The organism is Methylomonas sp. Uni0009 (assembly GCF_054188105.3).
Genome location: NZ_JBTAFN010000001.1, coordinates 2,936,732 through 2,954,176, shown reverse-complemented (window position 1 = coordinate 2,954,176; position 17,445 = coordinate 2,936,732). Strand labels below are relative to the sequence as shown.

Below are 17,445 nucleotides of genomic sequence, written 5' to 3'. Positions count from 1 at the left end.
TTATGACCGAAGCGACAAATTGCTGCGTTTTATTAATCGAAGACGAACCGGGCGATGCCAGCCTGGTTCGTCAATATTTGCGCGCCTCGCCTACTCTGCGTTTTGAGTTGATCTGGCGCGAGAATTTGGCGGATGGCGAACAAATTATTGCCCAACAAAAAATCGACGTGGTGCTGGTGGATTTAAGCCTACCGGATTCGCGAGGCTTGGATACCGTCAGACGCATTCGCAAAGCGACCCGACTACTGCCGATTATCGTGCTGACCGGGCACGACGATACCGAGTTTTCTCTGAAGGCTCTGGACTGCGGCGCGCAGGATTATCTGATCAAATCCAGCATAGACACCGACAGCCTGGTCAGGGCAATACGCTACGCGTTGACGCGGATAAGCTTGGAAAAACGGCTTCACGAGTCCGAGCAACGGATGGGTATGGCCTTACAGAGCGCAAGCTTAGGCTTATGGGATTGGCATATTCCCAGCGGGAAAGTGATTTTCAACGACCTATGGGCCTCTATGCTGGGCTACACGCTTGACGAGGTGGGATCCGATATCGACATTTGGAAACGCTTGGTGCATCCGGATGATTGGCATTTAATCACAGCCTCTCTGGAGCCGCATTTGCGCGGCGAAACCGAGCTTTACTCTGCTGAACATCGCTTACTGCACAAGCAAGGCCATTGGGTTTGGGTACACGATACCGGCCGCGTGCTGGAGTGGGATTTTCAGGGCCAACCGATTCGCGCGGTCGGTATCCATCAGGATATCAGCTTGCGCAAGGCGTCGGAGTTGCGCGACCACTTGTTAATATCGGCCCTGGAAACGGTGGAACATGGTGTAGTGATTACCGACATAAATGCCAATATCGAATGGGCCAATAAAGCCTTTGAAACGCTGACCGGCTTTAGTCGCCAAGAAGCCACCGGCATGCGGCCCAACGAGCTGGTTAAATCCGGCAAGCAAGACCAGGCGTTTTATCAGGCTTTATGGGAGACCATACTAGCTGGAAATACCTGGCGCGGCGAAATCGTCAACCGGCGCAAAAATGGCGAACTGTATGACGAAGAACTGGTGATTTCCCCAGTCAAGGACCAGCAAGGCTGCATACGCCATTTCGTCGGCGTTAAACAGGATGTTAGCGAACGCAAAAGGATGCAAACCGAGCTGTGGGAATTGGCAACAACCGACGGTTTGACCGGTTTTTTAAATCGCCGGCACTTTATGGCCCGTCTGGAAAACGAATTTGCCAGAGTAAAGCGCAATAATCACCGGGTAGCGATATTAATGCTGGACCTGGATCATTTCAAGCAGATTAACGACGGCTACGGACACCCCACCGGCGACGCAATGTTGCAACACTTTGCCGGGATTATGCGCGCGGAATTACGCGAGATCGATGTCGTGGGCCGGATTGGCGGCGAGGAGTTCGCGATATTCATGCCTGAGACCGACGCCGAACCAGCCATGATAATTGCCGAACGCTTACGTAAAGTGCTGGCCGATACACCGTTGGTTATTGATAAGCATACAATTCCGATAACCGTGAGTATCGGAATTGCCTTAATGCATGCCGATAGCGGTACGGCGGATTGCGTATTGACCAAAGCTGATAAAGCGCTATACACCGCTAAGGAAAATGGCAGGAACTGCGTACGCGTCTGGCTTTAGCGGTCTAATGCCAAAACTGCAAAGCGCCTTTAAAGCGTGATGGGATAGAACACATTGGAAAAATCGACATAAATTTCCACGCTAGCGCCGCGGCGCCGATCCTGAATGCGTTTCTCGATAATCTCACTCGGCACCGGCACCCCATTGCGGCGCCGGTCATTTTTGACGTCGCGCTGTTTGTAAACTCGCACCAAAACCTCGCAACCGTTAAACAACAGGCCGTTCAGATTCTTAATAGCGCGAATACCGGCTTCATCGGAATTCACTGACACCAGGCCGTGATGCTCCAGCTGATTGCTGCGCTTGTCCCGAATCACCATCACGTCGACGGTTATCACGTGCTTGGCCTGTTCTATTAAATCTTCACTGACCGCCATCGCCACGTAAGAATACAACTCGTTGGGCCGGGTCGATGCCGGGATATTCCGAAAAAAAAGCAGCATAAAATCTAGCTAACAGTAGGCATACGAAATAAGCCAAAGGCGCGTGAACACTGCACTCCGGCGCGAATGGGTTTATGCCGGGCTAACCCCAAGCCATGCAAACGCCGCTTAAGTGTAGGCTTAAATTTAACCGGCTTATGCAAATCCTATTTTTTGTCTGCCTGGGGCTAAGCCTGCCCCAAGTCCGCCAAAATCTTATCCCGCACCAACTGCCCGGACAAGGTCACCATCGGCATGCCGCCGCCCGGATTGACGCTGCCGCCGACGAAATACAGATTGCTTAATTGCTTGCTGCGTTGCGGGGCCTTGAAGCCGAGATTTTTCCAACGGTCCGCCACCACGCCGTAAATCGAACCCAGATTGGAATAATACTTGGCCTGAATATCCAGCGGCGTCCAGTATTCCTCAGTAACAATATGCTGGCGTAAATCGGTGAGACCCATGCGCTCCAGTTTGGCTAACACCCGCTCGCGCAACGCCCAGTAATCGTCGGCCGTCAGCGGTTTGTCCGGGTTAATATGCGGGATGTGCGGCAGGATTTTGATAATCTCGCAACCGTCCGGCGCCTGGCTCGGATCGGTTTTGCACGGCGCGACCAAATAGATCGTTGGGTCGTCGGACAATTTGCCGCTACGAAACACCGCGTCGAAATGCTCGCGCGGATGATCGGAATAAAAGAAATTGTGATGCGCCAATTGCGGATACAACCGGTTCACACCCAAATGCAACACCAAGCCGGAACAGGTCGGCTCGAAGCGCTGCATTTTTTTCAGTTCCGCCGGTGAGTTATGCAGCAATTTGTCCATCGCCGGAATCACTTCCATATTCGATACCACGATGTCCGCCGCCAATACCTCGCCGCCTTGCAGTTTGATGCCGGTAGCCTTACCGGCCTGATACTGAATTTCCTCAACTTCGCTGTTCAAACGAATGGTTACACCCAACTCGATAGCCAGCTTTTCCATGGCTTGCGCCAAGCCGTACATGCCGCCCTTCACATACCACAAGCCGTATTCGTATTGAATGTAGGGCATCAGATTCATCAAAGCCGGCGAATCGTAAGGCGACGAGCCGACGTATTTGATGAAGTAATTCAGGATGTCGATCAGTTTGGGATGGGAAATAAAGCGTTTGACGCCCTGATCCATCGACCGAAATACGTCGAAATTCAAGGCGCGGATGGGGCCGTAAAACTTCAGCAATTCCCAGAAGGTATCCAAGCCCTTGGCAAAATAGCCGGCTTCGGTTTCCGTGCCCAGCTTTCTGGAATAGGCCATGAAGCTGGCGAATTCGGCAGCAGTATTCGGCCCCAATTTGTCCAGTTCACGGCGCTGATTTTCCGGGTCTTCACATAAATCAATGTGCGTGCCGTCTTCGAAGAAATTGCGCCAGTGTGGCTCGACTTTTTCGATGCCGACATAATCGGCCATGTTTTTACCGACTTTGGTAAACAGTGCTTCGAAGATATGCGGCATGGTCAGGATCGACGGTCCTAAATCAAAGGTAAAACCGTCTTTAGTCATGATGTTCAGCTTGCCGCCGACCTTGTCGTTCTTTTCGACCAACTCCACCGCGAAACCTTCACTAGCCAGCGAAATAGCCGCCGACAAACCACCCAGACCGGCGCCGATGACGACGACACGTTTATTGTTATTGTTTTGCTTCATCAGTAGTCCCGTTTCCATGACAACAGTAATTTTAGATTTTGCCAGCGCTGGGTTAAATCGAACGCTGAATATTCCCGAAAAGCTTGTAACGCCGGCCAGTTGCGCTTGATGCGTTGCCACAGCGAACCTTCGCCGTAGACAAAGTCCATATAGCCTTTGAAATCCTGGTAGCGCTGCTCCGAATACGGAAACCAGTTAGGTTCCTTGGGTAAATGGCTGCGGCTGGTCATGCCGGCCACCGGATAGGTAAAACTGCGCAAACCTTCCGCGCCGTGATAACGGCCAAAGCCGCTTTTTTTCACGCCGCCGAACGGCAAGCCGGGATGACCAATGTTCTTGATCACGTCGTTGACTGCCCAATTGCCCACTTGCAGCTGGCCGGCGACCCGCTCGGCTTTGGCTATGTCCTGGCTCCAGATACTGGCATTCAAACCAAACTCGCTGTCGTTAGCCAGACGGATGGCGTCGGCTTCGTCACTAAAGGCCATCACCGGCAGCAAGGGCCCAAAGCTTTCCTCGCGCATTACCCGCATGCCGTGATGGACATTCCATAGCACGACGGGTTTAAGGTAATTACCCTGCCGTTCCAGCGGCCCGGAGGCTTGCGCGCCTTGGGCAATGGCATCCTGGTAATGCGCCTCGACAACTGCAATTTGCCTTTCGCTGGTCATTGCACCCAAGTCGCCGTGCGGGCGGTGCCCGACCTGCAATTGCGAAACGCCCTGTTGCAACAAGCTTAAAAATTCATCGTGACAGTCCTGCTGGACATACAAACGCTCGACCGACACGCAGACCTGGCCGCTATTGCAGAACGCACCGTACAAAGCCGCATCGGCCGCGCGTTGCAATACCGCATCGTTGAATACCAGCATCGGGTCTTTGCCGCCCAATTCCAGCAACACCGGAATCGGATGCTGCGCGGCGCGCTGCATGACGGCTTTACCACCAGTCAGGCCTCCGGTAAAAAACACCAAATCCGGACCGGCGTCGATCAGCTGCGCCCCGGTCACACCGTCGCCAACCAACCATTGCACTAAACCTTCAGGTAAATCCAATTGCTTAAATAAAGCGAAAATCAGCTGACCGACCGGCAAGCTTAATTCGGAGGGTTTCAGAATCACCGCGTTGCCGGCAAACAATGCGGTCAGCATCGGCCCGACCGACAGTTGAAACGGATAATTCCACGGTGAAATGACCGCCACCACGCCGTAGGGCCGCCGCTCGATACCGGCAGTGGCGCCAGGAAAGGCAAACGGTGACGTGGGAATGCCTTGATAGACCAGGATATTGGCGGCGTGCTTTTGGTAATAGCGGGCCAAATCCAAAACCGGGTAAATCTCACCCAGCAAAGCTTCGGTACGAACTTTGCCCGTAGTCAGACTGATTTGCTCGCAAATCGCGTCCAATTCGGCCATCAATAAAGGCACCAGCTTGGCTAGAATTTTCGCCCTTTCGGCTACCGGCCGTTTGTCCCAGATTTGCGCCGCAGCACGCGCAGCAAGCATCTGCTGCTGAATCGCCGCTAAATCGCTAACCGGAAAGTCACCCAACACGCGGCCATCGACCGGTGAAACGGCCTGCATCGTCGCCATCACTTAGGCCTTGGCTTTTTTCAGCCAGGTACTTTGCTGGATTTCCTTGAAATGCACCCGGTGCTTGCGGGAAATCAGATTCGAGGAAATCCGCGCCGACTCGTAAATAGTCGGCAAACCGCTACCGGGATGGGTGCCGCCGCCAACCAGATAGCAGTTATCTAACTCTTCAAAGCGATTATGCGGCCGCCAGTACAGCATCTGGCTGAACTTGTGCGACAGGCTGAAGGTCGCGCCTTTATAAACGTGCTCCTCGCTTTCCCAGGTGCCGGGGGTGATGATCTTTTCACATTCGATATGCTCACGAAGATCGTTCAAACCCAGACGCGCGCCCAGCGTATCCAGCACTTGCTCGCGCACAGCGGCGCAATGAGCTTGCCAATCCACGCCACTGTCGTTATTCGGCATTGGCACCAGCACGTATAGCGCCGACTTGCCGGCCGGCGCCAGGCTGGCATCGCTGACCGAAGCGTTTTGCACGTAAAACGAAAAATCCTCGGTCAAAGTTTTATTGCTGAAAATATTACGGATATTGGTACGGTAATCCTTGGCAAATACGATGGTGTGGTGCGGCAAATCGTATTGTTTATCCAGGCCCAAATAGAGCATGAAGGTCGAGCAGGAATACTCGCGCTTTTGCAATTGCTGATGATCGTATTTGCGCAAGGTACCGGGCTCCAGTAAATGCGTCATAGCGTGGGCAAAATCGGCATTGACGATCACTTCGTCGCCGCGTACTTCCTCGCCGTTTTGCAGTCTCACACCCTTGGTCGCGCCGTCTTCGACGATCAAGGAGGAGATTTCGGCATTCAAATGAATCTCGCCGCCGGACTCGGTCACCACTTGCGCCATCGCCGTCGCAATCTTATTCAAACCGCCGGCCACATGGTAAATGCCATATTCATGCTCAAGGTACGGCAACATGGTAAACAGTGCCGGACACTCCCAGGGCGACATGCCCAGATACTTGGATTGGAAACAAAACGCCAGGCGCATTTTTTCCTTGTCAAAATACTGGCCCAGGTTGTTGAACACGCTTTTTGGAAAGGCAAGCCAAGGCAAGGCCTTGATCAAATCCAGCGAGAAGAACGAAGACCAATTCGAGTAATCGCGGGTAATGCACGGGTACAAACGATTGAAGCGGCTGCGCTCGTTATCCATGAAACGCTCGTAGCCGGCGCTGCCTTCATCGAATACCCGCTCCAGTTCGGCGCGCATGTTTTCCCGGTCGGAAAACACATTGATCTCGCGGTCGTCATACAACAGGCGGTACATCGGACTCAGCGGCATAAACTGCATATAGTCTTCGCTACGCCGGCCGCACAACTCAAACATTTCGTCCAAAACACCCTTCATCAGCAAAAAGGTCGGGCCGGTATCGAAGGTAAAACCATCCATGGTGATAGCCCGATTGCGGCCGCCGACATTGGGATGTTTATCGAAAATGGATACTTTAAAGCCGCGATGACTGAGTAACATGCCGGCGCACAAGCCGCCCGGGCCAGCGCCAACGATGATGATATGTTTTGAATCTGCCATGATATGAGATGAGCGGTGCTTGCCGAGTCGTTTTATAAAAGCGCTAATGTAACAGCAAAATGTCAAAAAGCGACCTATTCACCAACACCAAAGTAAAACCAAGCGCACTAGCAGACGCTACGCGAGCCCGGCAAACCCGATTTTATCTAAGGTTGTAGCCACCGAGAAATCAACGGCGATTCAATGGATAGCCTTTACGAATCGGCGCTTATTGTAGTGGTCTAATAATAATGGACACCGAGATAGGTTGATAAACTATCAATCTAGAAGGTGAACCTAATGAAACAAGAAAGACGAAGTTTTGATGCGGCGTTCAAGCTGCAAGTAGTGAAGATGATCCAGGAGCAAGGACTGACGGTGGCTCAGGTTTGCCAGGAACTCAAACTGGGTGAGACGGCGGTGCGTCGCTGGTTGAAGCAGGTGCAGGCGGAGCAATCCGGTCAGCCGGGTATGGGCAAGCCGTTAACCCCGGACCAGCAGCGGATTCGGCAGCTGGAACAGGAAAATCGGCAACTGCGTTCGGATAACGAACTGCTCAAAAAGGCTTCGGCCTTCTTTGCCAGAGAACTGCGATGAAACACCAAGTGATTCAGCAGCTAACAGCAGAGAAGGCCGTCACCGTACAACAGAGCTGCCAATTGCTGGGCGTCAGTCGATCTGGACTGTATGCGGCCCGACGGCGCGTTCGGCAGCCGCAAGCGCTTTGCGGCACGCGGGTTCGGCTGCGGAGCCTGTTTGACGCCACGGGTCAATGTTATGGCAGTCGCCGTCTGCGTAAAGAATTGGCGGGACAGGGCGTTGAGATCGGCCGCTATCGTGTGCGCAGCCTGATGAAGGAACTCCAGCTCAAGCCGATCTGGAAGCCCAAATTCGTGCATACCACCGACAGCAATCACAATCTGCCGGTGTACGAGAACGTGCTGGATCGCCAGTTTGAACAGACTGAGGCTAATCGTGCCTGGGTCTCGGACATCACGTATATTCGGACCCTGAGCGGCTGGCTGTATCTGGCGGTGGTGTTGGATCTGTATTCGCGCAAAATCGTGGGCTGGGCCATGGCGCCCAACATGCCGGCGGAGCTGGTTTGCACGGCCTTGCAGATTGCCATCGCCCAGCGCCGACCGCCGCCGGGCCTGATCGTGCATTCCGACCGGGGCAGCCAGTACGCCAGTCACGAATACCGGGATTTACTGGCACGCCATGGCTTTCAAGGCAGCATGAGTCGCAAGGGCAACTGTTGGGACAATGCGGTGATGGAGCGCTTCTTTCTCAATCTGAAAATGGAGCGCGTCTGGCGTCGCCAATATGCCAACCATACCGAAGCCAGCCGCGACGTGACCGACTATATCGTCAATTTCTACAACAGTCGGCGCTTGCATTCGTCACTGGGCTACCTGCCGCCCAATGGCTATGAAATGAAAATGGCAGATCAACAACCTATTTGGCTGTCCGAAAAAAGTTGACCACTACATATTGATTTGAACCGGAGGGGACTATAAGGATTGTTCTCGCGGCTAAAAGTGCATCGATTGGCAGAAGTTTTGCGCGATATTCATGCGAGCGCGGCATAATAGGCAGTATGAAAACACCGAAAAGACTTGAACCCCTAATCGATAGCGGCTTGATCGACGAGGTCATAGGCTCGCTGAAGAGCGGCAAGGAAGCCGCCGTGTATGTGGTGCGTTGCGGCGCGGAAATCTGCTGCGCCAAGGTTTATAAAGAAGCCGACCAACGCAGCTTTAAGAAAAGCGTGCTTTACCAGGAAGGCCGCAAAGTGCGCAATAGCCGCCGCGCCAGAGCCATGGAAAAAGGCAGTAGCTATGGCCGTAAAGAGCAGGAATCGGCTTGGCAAAATGCCGAGGTGACGGCTTTATACCGCTTGGCGGATGCCGGCGTGCGAGTACCTAAACCCTATAACTTTATTGACGGCGTTCTGTTGATGGAATTGGTCGCAGATGCCGACGGCCACCCGGCACCTAGGCTGAACGATCTGGAAATGCCGGCCGAGCTGGCCCGCGAATACCATGCGTTTCTGATTGGCCAGATCGTGCGCATGCTCTGCGATGGTCTGGTGCATGGCGATTTGTCGGAATACAACGTGCTGGTCGGCAGCGACGGGCCGGTGATTATCGATTTACCGCAAGCGGTGGACGCGGCCGGCAATAACAACGCCCGCGCGATGTTGGAGCGCGACGTTGCTAATATGGCCGCCTACTTCGGCCAGTTCGCGCCGGAATTGTTGACGACACACTTTGGTAAGGAAATGTGGAAGCTATACCAAAGCGGCGATTTGCACCCGGAAACTCAGCTGACCGGGCATTTCGCAGACAGTAATAAACCAGCCGATCTACGCAGTGTGATCCGCGAAATAGACGCCGCACGCGAAGACAACGAAGCCAAGCAGCGTTTTCTCCAAACTCCATAGCCCTGAGCCCTAAAAAAGAAAAAGCCGGTGTTACCCGGCTTTTTCTTACTGCTTGGCACCGCTGGCCTATCAGGCATAGGTGTCGATTTTGCTGCCTATTCTTGCATCATTATCGCCATCTGTGTCTTTCACAACCGCTTGCACGGGCGGCGTTGCTGCTTGCTGATTGGCTGCGGGCTGTTTCGCTTGGTTGGTGATAGGGAAATACGGTGTTGAACCTACTCCCGATACGGATGACATGATTTATCTCCTCTGGATTGAATAGTACCCGCCATGTTTCGGCTGGCATCCATTTATCGACCGGTTTTACCAAAGCTTTAAACGGGTGCGGCAAGCTAATTCAGCTCACCGCCATGCCCATAAATTCTCAGTCTTTCAGCAGCTGATCGCCTATCGGTAACTGCCGGATCCGCTGCCCGGTGGCGGCAAAAATCGCATTACACAGTGCCGGCGCAATCGGAGGCACGCCCGGTTCGCCAACCCCGCCCAGGGGCGTATCGAATTCGGCGGGCGGCAGCAGATGCACTTTGATTTCGCGTGGCGCGTCGTCGATGCGCGTGAGTTGATAAGCATGAAAATTGTCTTGCTGCACGGCGCCGTTTTTAAAACTGATTTCACCGAGCGTCGCCAAGCTGACACCGATGACACAAGCCCCCTCGATCTGCGCACGAATCCGCTCGGGATTGACTTGCGGCCCACAATCCACCGCCACATCGACCCTAGGAATGCTTAATTTGCCGGCTTCATCCACTACCACTTCCACAACGACAGCCACATAAGTCACAAAGCTGTAATGTGCAGCCAACCCCAAGCCTTGGCCTTTGGGCAACTGCCGGCCCCAGCCGGCTTCGCGAGTCACCGTTTCGATCACGCGGCGCAGACGGCCGGTATCGACCGGATAAAGCGCGGGCGATTCGCCATGATTCCAGGTGTCGTTTAGACTGGTCGGATCGATACGCCGCGCCGGGCCAATTAAGTCCAGCAGAAAATCCCGATGATCGCGTCCCGCCGCGGTCGCCATTTCCGCCACAAAGGACTGCACGGCAAACGCATGCGGAATATTGGATACCGAGCGAAACCAGCCGATACGGGTATGCGCGGCGGCCGGCGGATTTTCGATACGCAGATTGTCGATGGCAAACGGCACGTTAATCACCCCCATCCCCAATTCCACCGGCATCTGTTGCTTGCTGTCCGGTCCGAAAGTAGATGAAATGCTCGGTGCCGCAGTTCTGTGCAGCCAGGCTATCGGTTTGCCCTGCGCATCCAAACCCGCTTCCAAACGCTCCAAGGACACCGTGTGGAAATAGGCATGATGCAAATCGTCCTCGCGGGTCCAGGTGACTTTGACCGGTTTGCCTTGCATCGCTTGCGATAACAAAGCCGCTTCGATGACGTAATCGGGCTTGGATTTACGGCCAAATCCACCACCCAGCAGCGTAACATTCACCGTCACTTTGTCTTCCGGCAGTTTCAGCCATTTCGCGACCTTATCCCGGGTTAACTGCGGCGCCTGGGTACAAGTCCAAATTTCGCAATGGCCCTTGCTGATTCGGGCCGTCGCTGCCGGTGGTTCCATCGGTGCCTGGGCGAGATGCGGCAAATAATATTCCGCTTCCAGACGTTCGGCCGCGCCTTGCAAGGCAACATCGACATCACCTTGTTGGCGCACCACTTTGCCTGGTTGGCGGACTGCTGCTTCCAGTTCGGCTTTGTAAGCTAGAGAATCGTAGCTGGCGTGTTCGCCATTGTCCCACTCGATTTTTAAGGCGTTGCGGCCCTGAATAGCCGCCCAGGTGTTGCTGGCAATCACCGCGACGCCACCAAGCGGATTAAATTCGGCCGGCAGCGGACTGCTGGGCAGTTCCACGACTTTGACAACCCCCGGCACCTTCAGCGCGACACTGGCGTCATATTTTAAAACCTTGCCGCCCAATACCGGCGGTCGTGCCACGACGGCGTAGAGCAGGCCCTTCAGTTGGGTATCGATGCCATACATGGCACGTCCGGACACAATATCCCGGCCATCATAAATGCCTTGCCGGCCTTTACCGATGTAACGAAATTCCGCAGAATTCTTCAAACGCAAGCTATCGCGGTCTGGCACCGGCAATTTCGCCGCTGCTTTGGCCAATTCGCCGTAGCCCAAGGCTTTGCCGCTGGGGATGTGCAGTATCCGGTGCTGCTCGGCGCGGACTTCTGTTACCGGCACGCGCCAACGGGCTGCCGCCGCAGCTTCCAGCATTTGTCTGGCGGCCGCGCCGACCCGGCGCATCGGCATGAAAAAGTGGCGCATGCTGCGTGAACCGTCGGTGTCTTGATTGCCAAAGCGCTTTTCGTCGCCGGGCGCCTGCACCACATGCACCCTGGACCAGTCGGCTTCCAGCTCGTCAGCCACCACCATCGGCAAGCTGGTGCGTATGCCCTGCCCCATCTCGGAACGATGGCAGATGATATTGACCGCACCGTCGGCGGCGATAGCCACAAACACCAAAGGATTATCGACCCAACCGTGCGGCATTGCGTCGGCCCCGAACTTGCCGGCGGCTGCCGGTGCGGCGGCTTCGTCCGCTCTGAGCAAAGTAGGCAGACCGACGGCCAACACGAAGCCGCTCAAAGCAAACTGCTTGATAAAGGTCCGGCGGCTGACGTTGTCGATCAAATAATCGTCGTCGGTATCGCTTGGCTTGTTATTGGCTTGCAGAAATTCGGCTGAGTTTTTCATGATTGTACCTCCGGCAAACCGGCAGCCTGCTTGATCGCTGCGCGAATCCGCGGATAAGTGCCGCAACGGCATAAATTGCCGCTCATGGCTTTATCGATGTCGGCATCGCTGGGTTGCGGATGATTTTTGAGCAAAGCCGTAGCCGCCATCACTTGCCCCGCTTGACAATAACCGCATTGCGGCACGCCCAAATTCAACCAAGCGTCCTGGACTTTTTTACCGGTCTGATCCTGTTCTATCGCTTCGATAGTGACAATTTTTTTGCCCACCGCAGCCGAAATAGGCGTGACACAAGCGCGGGTCGGCTCGCCGTCGATATGCACCGTACAGGCGCCGCACACTGCCATACCGCAACCGTATTTGGTGCCGGTCAACCCTAATTGGTCGCGCAGCGCCCAAAGCAGTGGTGTGTCAGCGGGCAGATTTATCTTGCGGCTTTTACCGTTGATATTGAGCGTTGTCATGAGTTTTCTCGCTTCGGTCGGCGGTTGATAACGGCGCCGGCACATCCATCAGCAATATCGGCGCGATAGTTCGCAGCATGGTACACGGGCGGGATTGGGCAGTAAAGGCACTTGGCGTTGGAACAAACTAAAACGCTGGTACATGGCGTTTTAGTCATTTGCGGATAAAGAAACTACCAGGAATGATACTGATGACGGGCCTCTAGCTATCTCCCGACCTAGAGGCTTGCGTCACCAGCACCACCCATGATTTGCACCAATCTCCGACAAGCTTGCGATACAAGAAGTCAGAAAATTAGCTTTTACTACATATGGGAAATATGAGGCTGCCGACTATCTTGTCTGATTGCTCTCACGGAAAAATAAATTTTTCACTGCCAGCAACCTCATGAGCTCAGGTTACCGCGGGTAATTTCATAGTCAAGGTGACTTGGAAACAGAATTTATCGAAGGTAAAAATATTAGCGCTACTTGAAAAAACTCTTGTTTTACCGTCTTCAATAACAAGGTTTTCTGTCCTGAAGCGCCATCGCTCAGGTAACTTTCGATTTAGCAAATAAAGCCGCGCCGACAATACCGGCCTGGTTTAGAAATGCCGCCGGCTTCACCGGCGTTTTTATGCCTATCTGCTCTTTGAATTTATCAAATTTTTTACTCGCACCGCCGCCCAAAATGATCAGATCGGGCCAGAACAGTTTTTCCATCGTATTCAAATAAACGTTGAAGCGATTGCCCCAAGCTTTCCAACCCAAATCTTGTAGTTTACGGGCGGCATCGGATGCGTAACGCTCGGCCTCCAGCCCATTTTCCAGATACACATGACCCAGCTCCGTATTAGGTAGCAGACTGCCGTCGGTAAATAGCGCTGTTCCCAAACCGGTGCCGATGGTAATCAACAGAACCACGCCTTTTTGGTCGGCACCCTCGCCGAAATGCATTTCCGCAATACCTGCCGCGTCCGCATCGTTTAAGTTGTGACACTCGCAGTTAGTGGCTTCTGAAAACAATTTATCGATATTAGTGCCGATAAAGGCCTTGGAGATGTTGGCGGCCGTGCGCACAACGCCCTGTTGAATCGCTGCCGGGAAACCGCAGCCCATGGGTCCAGTCCAGCCAAAATGCAATACCAATTGCGCCAGCACTGCGGCTACCGCCTCCGGGGTTGCCGGCTGCGGCGTATCGATCCGGTGCCGTTCGGAGACCAGTTCGCCCGTTAAGGTATCGACAATCGCACCTTTGATACCCGAACCGCCAATATCCACACCAAGAATTTGCATAAAATATCCTGAAAGTTTGCCATGCAGATTAGACATTCTAGGCGAAGAGCAGCTAAGAGCTTAGAAAATTTTCCGTCAAAATGATCGGCAAACAAAGGTTGCAGCTATCGATTTCCGGTGTTGAGTAATTGATGAATCAGGTAACCGTGGTCAATTATTAGCCAATTTACGAGCGCCTGCTTAAATACAGCAACTTGCGCTAACTTTTACCAGCCTACCAACAAGCTTATCCACAGTTTTTGTGGAAAACCCCGATCAGCGCCGACAACACTAACACGCAAAAGCTGTTGCCAAAGCAATTACCGGATTATGTACCCGGATTTCTGTTATAAATGCCGCACAACAATAAAGATAACCAGGAGTACAAAATGATTACAGTGTCAATTTACCTTTTAACCATGTTTTTTGCCGGCTACGCGATTTACCACGTACGGAGCAAATAGCCCGTCATGTAGATAAAAAAAGCCTCTACCGAATACCACGATAGAGGCTATAGAGTGTGCAGTGCCGGAGTCACTGCTTACGAGGGAGGTCACACATAAAACATAAAGCACTAGCGGGTCCAACAAAAATCAAAGTACTGAAAATTCGCAGCAGCGAACGACAGCGTAGATATAACCAACTCATCCATCGAAAAGTTCCAAATACCCACAGTAAACTGAGGATAGGCAATACTGTTTTTCCTAAGCTTACCTGAAGCGTTTATCTGCTCTGCATCAAGCGTTTGCAGTGGCTCTAAACTACGGCTTCACTATAATCCCCTGTCGAAAATTTACAATTAGCCATTTATGTTATTCATAATTCCCTTTTCATAAACAATAAAACGGGAACTATCGCTGGAATAGCCTATCAACATCGTTTTTGTCCCTGCCGCCCAGAAAGCGGGAATGTGGCGAGATCACCCTACCTTTTTTTAGCATTCGCCCCCTTGCTTCCGCCACATCCGCTGGTAGATTGCGGAGTGCTAAATTTGTTGATTCCTGACACACGTTCCGTCCTCAGAGGGGTGCTTGATAGCCCGTAATCCCCTTCGATGCGAGTTTCTCGCCAACTGCGCGAGTCCCGCATCGTAAGGGGACTTTTTTGCGGAAGCGTATGTTGGATCCGGCTGCCAGCCTGATTATGACAAGCCTGCTAGCGCAAAACTTCCCGGAACAACCCCATGAATAATGAACACGTGTTCACGCTACTTTACGACAGCCACTGCCCCATTTGCCGAAGGGAAGTGACTTGGTTGCAGTCGCGAAACAAGCAAAACAAGCTGGGTTTGCAAGATATTCATGCCGAGGGGTTTAATCCGGCGGACTATGGTAAATCGCTGGACGAATTGATGGCGGAAATCCATGGCGTGGATGCCGATGGCCGCCTAATCAAGGGCATGCCGGTATTTTACGCTGCTTACAGCGCTGTCGGCTTGGGATGGCTGATGGCTCTCACCCGCTGGCCTCTGCTAAAACCGCTGTTTGACCGTCTGTATGCAGGGTTTGCCCGGCACCGTTTACGCTTAGGTACTTTGTTTGGCGCCAAACCCTGCCAAGATGCCAGTTGCAGCATTCGCTCCGGTCATGGAAAAACATGACTCTATCTGACGAGACTCGCTTATATGAAAAACCCCTTAGCACTACTCGGCAGCCTGATTTTGACTGGATGTACGGTGATGGGCATTAGAAGCAGCGCAGAACCGCAATACCAATTGCTCTCGGAACAGGGAGACGTGCAAATCAGGCAATATCCATCCTTGCTGATTGCCGAAACCGTGATCGACGCCGATTATGCGCAAGCCGGCAATATCGGTTTCAATCGCTTGGCCGGCTATATTTTTGGTGGGAATCAGCAAAAGCAACAGATGGCCATGACCGCCCCGGTGTTTCGGGAAAATGCCGGCGAACACATCCCTATGACCGCGCCAGTGTTACAGCAGGCAGTCGATAATAAATGGACTATGGCTTTTGTGATGCCGGCCGGCTATAGCCTCGAAACCTTACCAACGCCAATCGATCCCCAAGTGACTATCAAAGCTTTACCCGCGAAAAAAGTCGCGGTGTTGCACTATTCCGGCAGTCTGACTTTGGAAAAAATTAACGAAAAAAGCAGCCTCCTGATGGCCTGGATCGAACAACAACAGCTCACTGCCTTATCTGCCGCGCGTTCGGCGGCCTATGATCCGCCTTGGACGCTACCAGCCCTGCGCCGCAACGAAATTCATATCGACATCGAATAAGGCTGTCCGGTGACGCATTTACTAGGGGCTGTTGCCATTTTGTCATAATCCCTTTGAAAATCGATTGGCGAGCCATATTGATTGAGTTTTCAATCAAACGATAACTAGCGAATGCCACGCCAACTGCTTACAGATACCCACTGGGAAAAGCTAAAAACGATTATGTTGAGTTTCAGCATTTACGACAAACCCGGTCTTCGGCAAACGGTCGAAGGGATTTTTTATCGCTTGCGTGTTGGCTGCCCTTGGCGAGACTTGCCCGTCGCTTTTGGCAAGTGGAATGCCGTGTACAAGCGCTTCAATGCCTGGTCACTGCAAGAAAAGCTGAGGGGTATCTTTCAAGCGCTAGTGATTGAGCCTGATTTGGAATGGCTATTTATTGATGGCAGCATTATTAAAGCCCATCAACACAGTAGCGGCGGCGCCCATGAAAACCCAACAGCCATCGGGAAATCGGTCGCAGGCAACACGACCAAAATCCATATGGCGGTTGATGCCGGTGGACTTCCCATCCAGTTCTCGATTACGGGGGGCGAAGTACATGACTGCAAAGAAGCGCCGGAATTTGTGGCCAAGCTCCCCCAGGCGGGCTACATGATTGCAGACAAAGGGTATGACAGCGAGCCGTTACGGATTCAAATTCGAGACCAAGGCACAGTCCCCATCATCCCAAGAAAACAAAATTCAATAGTCGGGAATGAGGAAATGGACTGGTGTCTCTATAAATATCGCCACCTCGTTGAAAACGTATTTGCGCGACTGAAACATTTTAGAGCTATTGCCACCCGATATGACAAACTAAAACGCAATTTTGAAGGTGCTATCGCCCTGGCTTGTGCATTTATATGGTTACCGATGTGAAACGGCAACAGCCCCTAGTGGTAGCGCACGGCAGCCGCCGGGAGGATTCCAATCTTGAGATTCGCGAGCTGATAGAACAACTGCGGCTGGCGCCTACCCGCTTCGCCGCAATAGACTATGCTTTTCTAGAAATCGCCGAACCGACTATTGCCCAAGGCTTACGCCAACAAATAGCCCACGGCGCGCGGCAGATTGTCGTGATGCCTTATTTCCTGTCGGCGGGACGCCACGTCAGCATCGATATTCCCGAACAAGTGCAAAGGATTCACGATATACATCCAAAAATCGACATACGCATTGCCAACCATTTGGGCGCGGCGGAGAAAATCCGCGAGATACTGATCGATCTGGCCAGTTTGACAATTTGAACACGGCTTTTGCACGTCAATTTCGCCGCAACGAACAAGCGTCAGATCAAGCTAACACGGGTTTCCTAACCTTAAACCACTAACCGTGATAGACTGCTGCCTGAAAGTTCATCTTCAATATGTAATTCCCTTAGTCCCCGGGCGGACATCGCGACAGCATTACTGCCGCACACAGATTTCTCCCCTTATTTTCCCC

At 52.9% G+C, this 17,445-nt stretch carries 15 protein-coding genes; 7 read left to right on the top strand and 8 right to left on the bottom strand.

Translation table 11 applies throughout. The annotated features are described in order from the left end of the window. Positions 1-2 precede the first annotated feature (2 nt). Positions 3-1,667 (top strand): diguanylate cyclase, encoded by a 1,665-nt coding sequence (locus ACWAU0_RS13885; RefSeq protein WP_458137022.1) that lies wholly within the window; start codon positions 3-5, stop codon positions 1,665-1,667. A gap of 29 nt (positions 1,668-1,696) precedes the next feature. Here the strand turns inward: ACWAU0_RS13885 and ACWAU0_RS13880 are convergent, their stop codons facing one another. The 4 genes from ACWAU0_RS13880 to ACWAU0_RS13865 all read right to left on the bottom strand — a co-directional run bounded on the left by ACWAU0_RS13880 (position 1,697) and on the right by ACWAU0_RS13865 (position 6,908). Beyond that, entirely contained in the window at positions 1,697-2,110 is a 414-nt protein-coding gene (locus tag ACWAU0_RS13880; protein ID WP_101055079.1) for an RNA recognition motif domain-containing protein, read from the bottom strand. Positions 2,111-2,277: 167 nt separating this feature from the next. Then, the gene (locus ACWAU0_RS13875) at positions 2,278-3,777 is read right to left on the bottom strand and encodes a phytoene desaturase family protein (protein ID WP_523070804.1); all 1,500 of its coding nucleotides are present in this window, start codon (positions 3,775-3,777) and stop codon (positions 2,278-2,280) included. Beyond that, a complete protein-coding gene (locus ACWAU0_RS13870; RefSeq protein ID WP_458137020.1) occupies positions 3,777-5,369 on the bottom strand; it encodes an aldehyde dehydrogenase family protein in 1,593 nt (530 codons plus the stop codon). Before ACWAU0_RS13870 ends, ACWAU0_RS13875 begins: the two co-directional genes overlap by 1 nt. Before the next feature lie 3 nt (positions 5,370-5,372). Further along, a complete protein-coding gene (locus tag ACWAU0_RS13865; protein ID WP_458137019.1) occupies positions 5,373-6,908 on the bottom strand; it encodes a phytoene desaturase family protein in 1,536 nt (511 codons plus the stop codon). A 279-nt stretch (positions 6,909-7,187) separates the two neighbouring features. Here ACWAU0_RS13865 and ACWAU0_RS13860 point away from each other — a divergent pair. Together ACWAU0_RS13860 and ACWAU0_RS13855 are read left to right on the top strand one after the other, a co-directional pair. Then, positions 7,188-8,371 (top strand): IS3 family transposase gene (locus ACWAU0_RS13860; protein WP_458137018.1). Its coding sequence is split into 2 segments (ribosomal slippage): positions 7,188-7,452 and positions 7,452-8,371, totalling 1,185 coding nucleotides; the frame shifts between segments, so codons are not numbered across the junction. Positions 8,372-8,487: 116 nt separating this feature from the next. Then, the gene (locus tag ACWAU0_RS13855; protein ID WP_458137017.1) at positions 8,488-9,333 is read left to right on the top strand and encodes a PA4780 family RIO1-like protein kinase; all 846 of its coding nucleotides are present in this window, start codon (positions 8,488-8,490) and stop codon (positions 9,331-9,333) included. Positions 9,334-9,402: 69 nt separating this feature from the next. On the opposite strand, the gene ACWAU0_RS13850 is transcribed toward ACWAU0_RS13855, so the two are convergent. The 4 genes from ACWAU0_RS13850 to ppgK form a co-directional block, all read right to left on the bottom strand. Beyond that, on the bottom strand, positions 9,403-9,573 hold the full coding sequence (locus ACWAU0_RS13850) for a hypothetical protein (protein WP_165385976.1): 171 nt from the start codon (positions 9,571-9,573) through the stop codon (positions 9,403-9,405). A 127-nt stretch (positions 9,574-9,700) separates the two neighbouring features. Further along, positions 9,701-12,058, bottom strand: coding sequence for a xanthine dehydrogenase family protein molybdopterin-binding subunit (locus ACWAU0_RS13845; RefSeq protein ID WP_458137016.1), 2,358 nt, complete (start codon positions 12,056-12,058; stop codon positions 9,701-9,703). Beyond that, positions 12,055-12,522 carry a (2Fe-2S)-binding protein gene (locus ACWAU0_RS13840; RefSeq protein ID WP_033155785.1) on the bottom strand — a complete coding sequence of 156 codons (468 nt, stop codon included), beginning with the start codon at positions 12,520-12,522 and terminating at the stop codon, positions 12,055-12,057. Before ACWAU0_RS13840 ends, ACWAU0_RS13845 begins: the two co-directional genes overlap by 4 nt. A gap of 533 nt (positions 12,523-13,055) precedes the next feature. Continuing rightward, complete coding sequence (gene ppgK / locus ACWAU0_RS13835) at positions 13,056-13,799, bottom strand: polyphosphate--glucose phosphotransferase (RefSeq protein ID WP_458137015.1); 744 nt, start codon at positions 13,797-13,799, stop codon at positions 13,056-13,058. Between the two features lie 1,162 nt (positions 13,800-14,961). On the opposite strand from ppgK, the gene ACWAU0_RS13830 reads away from it, so the two are divergent. The 4 genes from ACWAU0_RS13830 to ACWAU0_RS13815 all read left to right on the top strand — a co-directional run bounded on the left by ACWAU0_RS13830 (position 14,962) and on the right by ACWAU0_RS13815 (position 17,249). Then, entirely contained in the window at positions 14,962-15,378 is a 417-nt protein-coding gene (locus tag ACWAU0_RS13830) for a thiol-disulfide oxidoreductase DCC family protein (RefSeq protein ID WP_458137014.1), read from the top strand. Between the two features lie 24 nt (positions 15,379-15,402). Then, positions 15,403-16,020 carry an SOUL family heme-binding protein gene (locus ACWAU0_RS13825; protein ID WP_458137013.1) on the top strand — a complete coding sequence of 206 codons (618 nt, stop codon included), beginning with the start codon at positions 15,403-15,405 and terminating at the stop codon, positions 16,018-16,020. 111 nt (positions 16,021-16,131) lie between these two features. Continuing rightward, on the top strand, positions 16,132-16,881 hold the full coding sequence (locus tag ACWAU0_RS13820) for an IS5 family transposase (protein WP_129871393.1): 750 nt from the start codon (positions 16,132-16,134) through the stop codon (positions 16,879-16,881). Then, on the top strand, positions 16,878-17,249 hold the full coding sequence (locus ACWAU0_RS13815) for a sirohydrochlorin chelatase (RefSeq protein ID WP_458137012.1): 372 nt from the start codon (positions 16,878-16,880) through the stop codon (positions 17,247-17,249). Before ACWAU0_RS13820 ends, ACWAU0_RS13815 begins: the two co-directional genes overlap by 4 nt. Positions 17,250-17,445 lie beyond the last annotated feature (196 nt).

Coding starts and splice junctions, on each gene's coding strand:
- ACWAU0_RS13885 (WP_458137022.1), top strand. CDS start 3: ATGACCGAAGCGACAAATTGCTGCGTTTTATTAATCGAAGACGAACCG.
- ACWAU0_RS13880 (WP_101055079.1), bottom strand. CDS start 2,110: ATGCTGCTTTTTTTTCGGAATATCCCGGCATCGACCCGGCCCAACGAG.
- ACWAU0_RS13875 (WP_523070804.1), bottom strand. CDS start 3,777: ATGAAGCAAAACAATAACAATAAACGTGTCGTCGTCATCGGCGCCGGT.
- ACWAU0_RS13870 (WP_458137020.1), bottom strand. CDS start 5,369: ATGGCGACGATGCAGGCCGTTTCACCGGTCGATGGCCGCGTGTTGGGT.
- ACWAU0_RS13865 (WP_458137019.1), bottom strand. CDS start 6,908: ATGGCAGATTCAAAACATATCATCATCGTTGGCGCTGGCCCGGGCGGC.
- ACWAU0_RS13855 (WP_458137017.1), top strand. CDS start 8,488: ATGAAAACACCGAAAAGACTTGAACCCCTAATCGATAGCGGCTTGATC.
- ACWAU0_RS13850 (WP_165385976.1), bottom strand. CDS start 9,573: ATGTCATCCGTATCGGGAGTAGGTTCAACACCGTATTTCCCTATCACC.
- ACWAU0_RS13845 (WP_458137016.1), bottom strand. CDS start 12,058: ATGAAAAACTCAGCCGAATTTCTGCAAGCCAATAACAAGCCAAGCGAT.
- ACWAU0_RS13840 (WP_033155785.1), bottom strand. CDS start 12,522: ATGACAACGCTCAATATCAACGGTAAAAGCCGCAAGATAAATCTGCCC.
- ppgK (WP_458137015.1), bottom strand. CDS start 13,799: ATGCAAATTCTTGGTGTGGATATTGGCGGTTCGGGTATCAAAGGTGCG.
- ACWAU0_RS13830 (WP_458137014.1), top strand. CDS start 14,962: ATGAATAATGAACACGTGTTCACGCTACTTTACGACAGCCACTGCCCC.
- ACWAU0_RS13825 (WP_458137013.1), top strand. CDS start 15,403: ATGAAAAACCCCTTAGCACTACTCGGCAGCCTGATTTTGACTGGATGT.
- ACWAU0_RS13820 (WP_129871393.1), top strand. CDS start 16,132: ATGCCACGCCAACTGCTTACAGATACCCACTGGGAAAAGCTAAAAACG.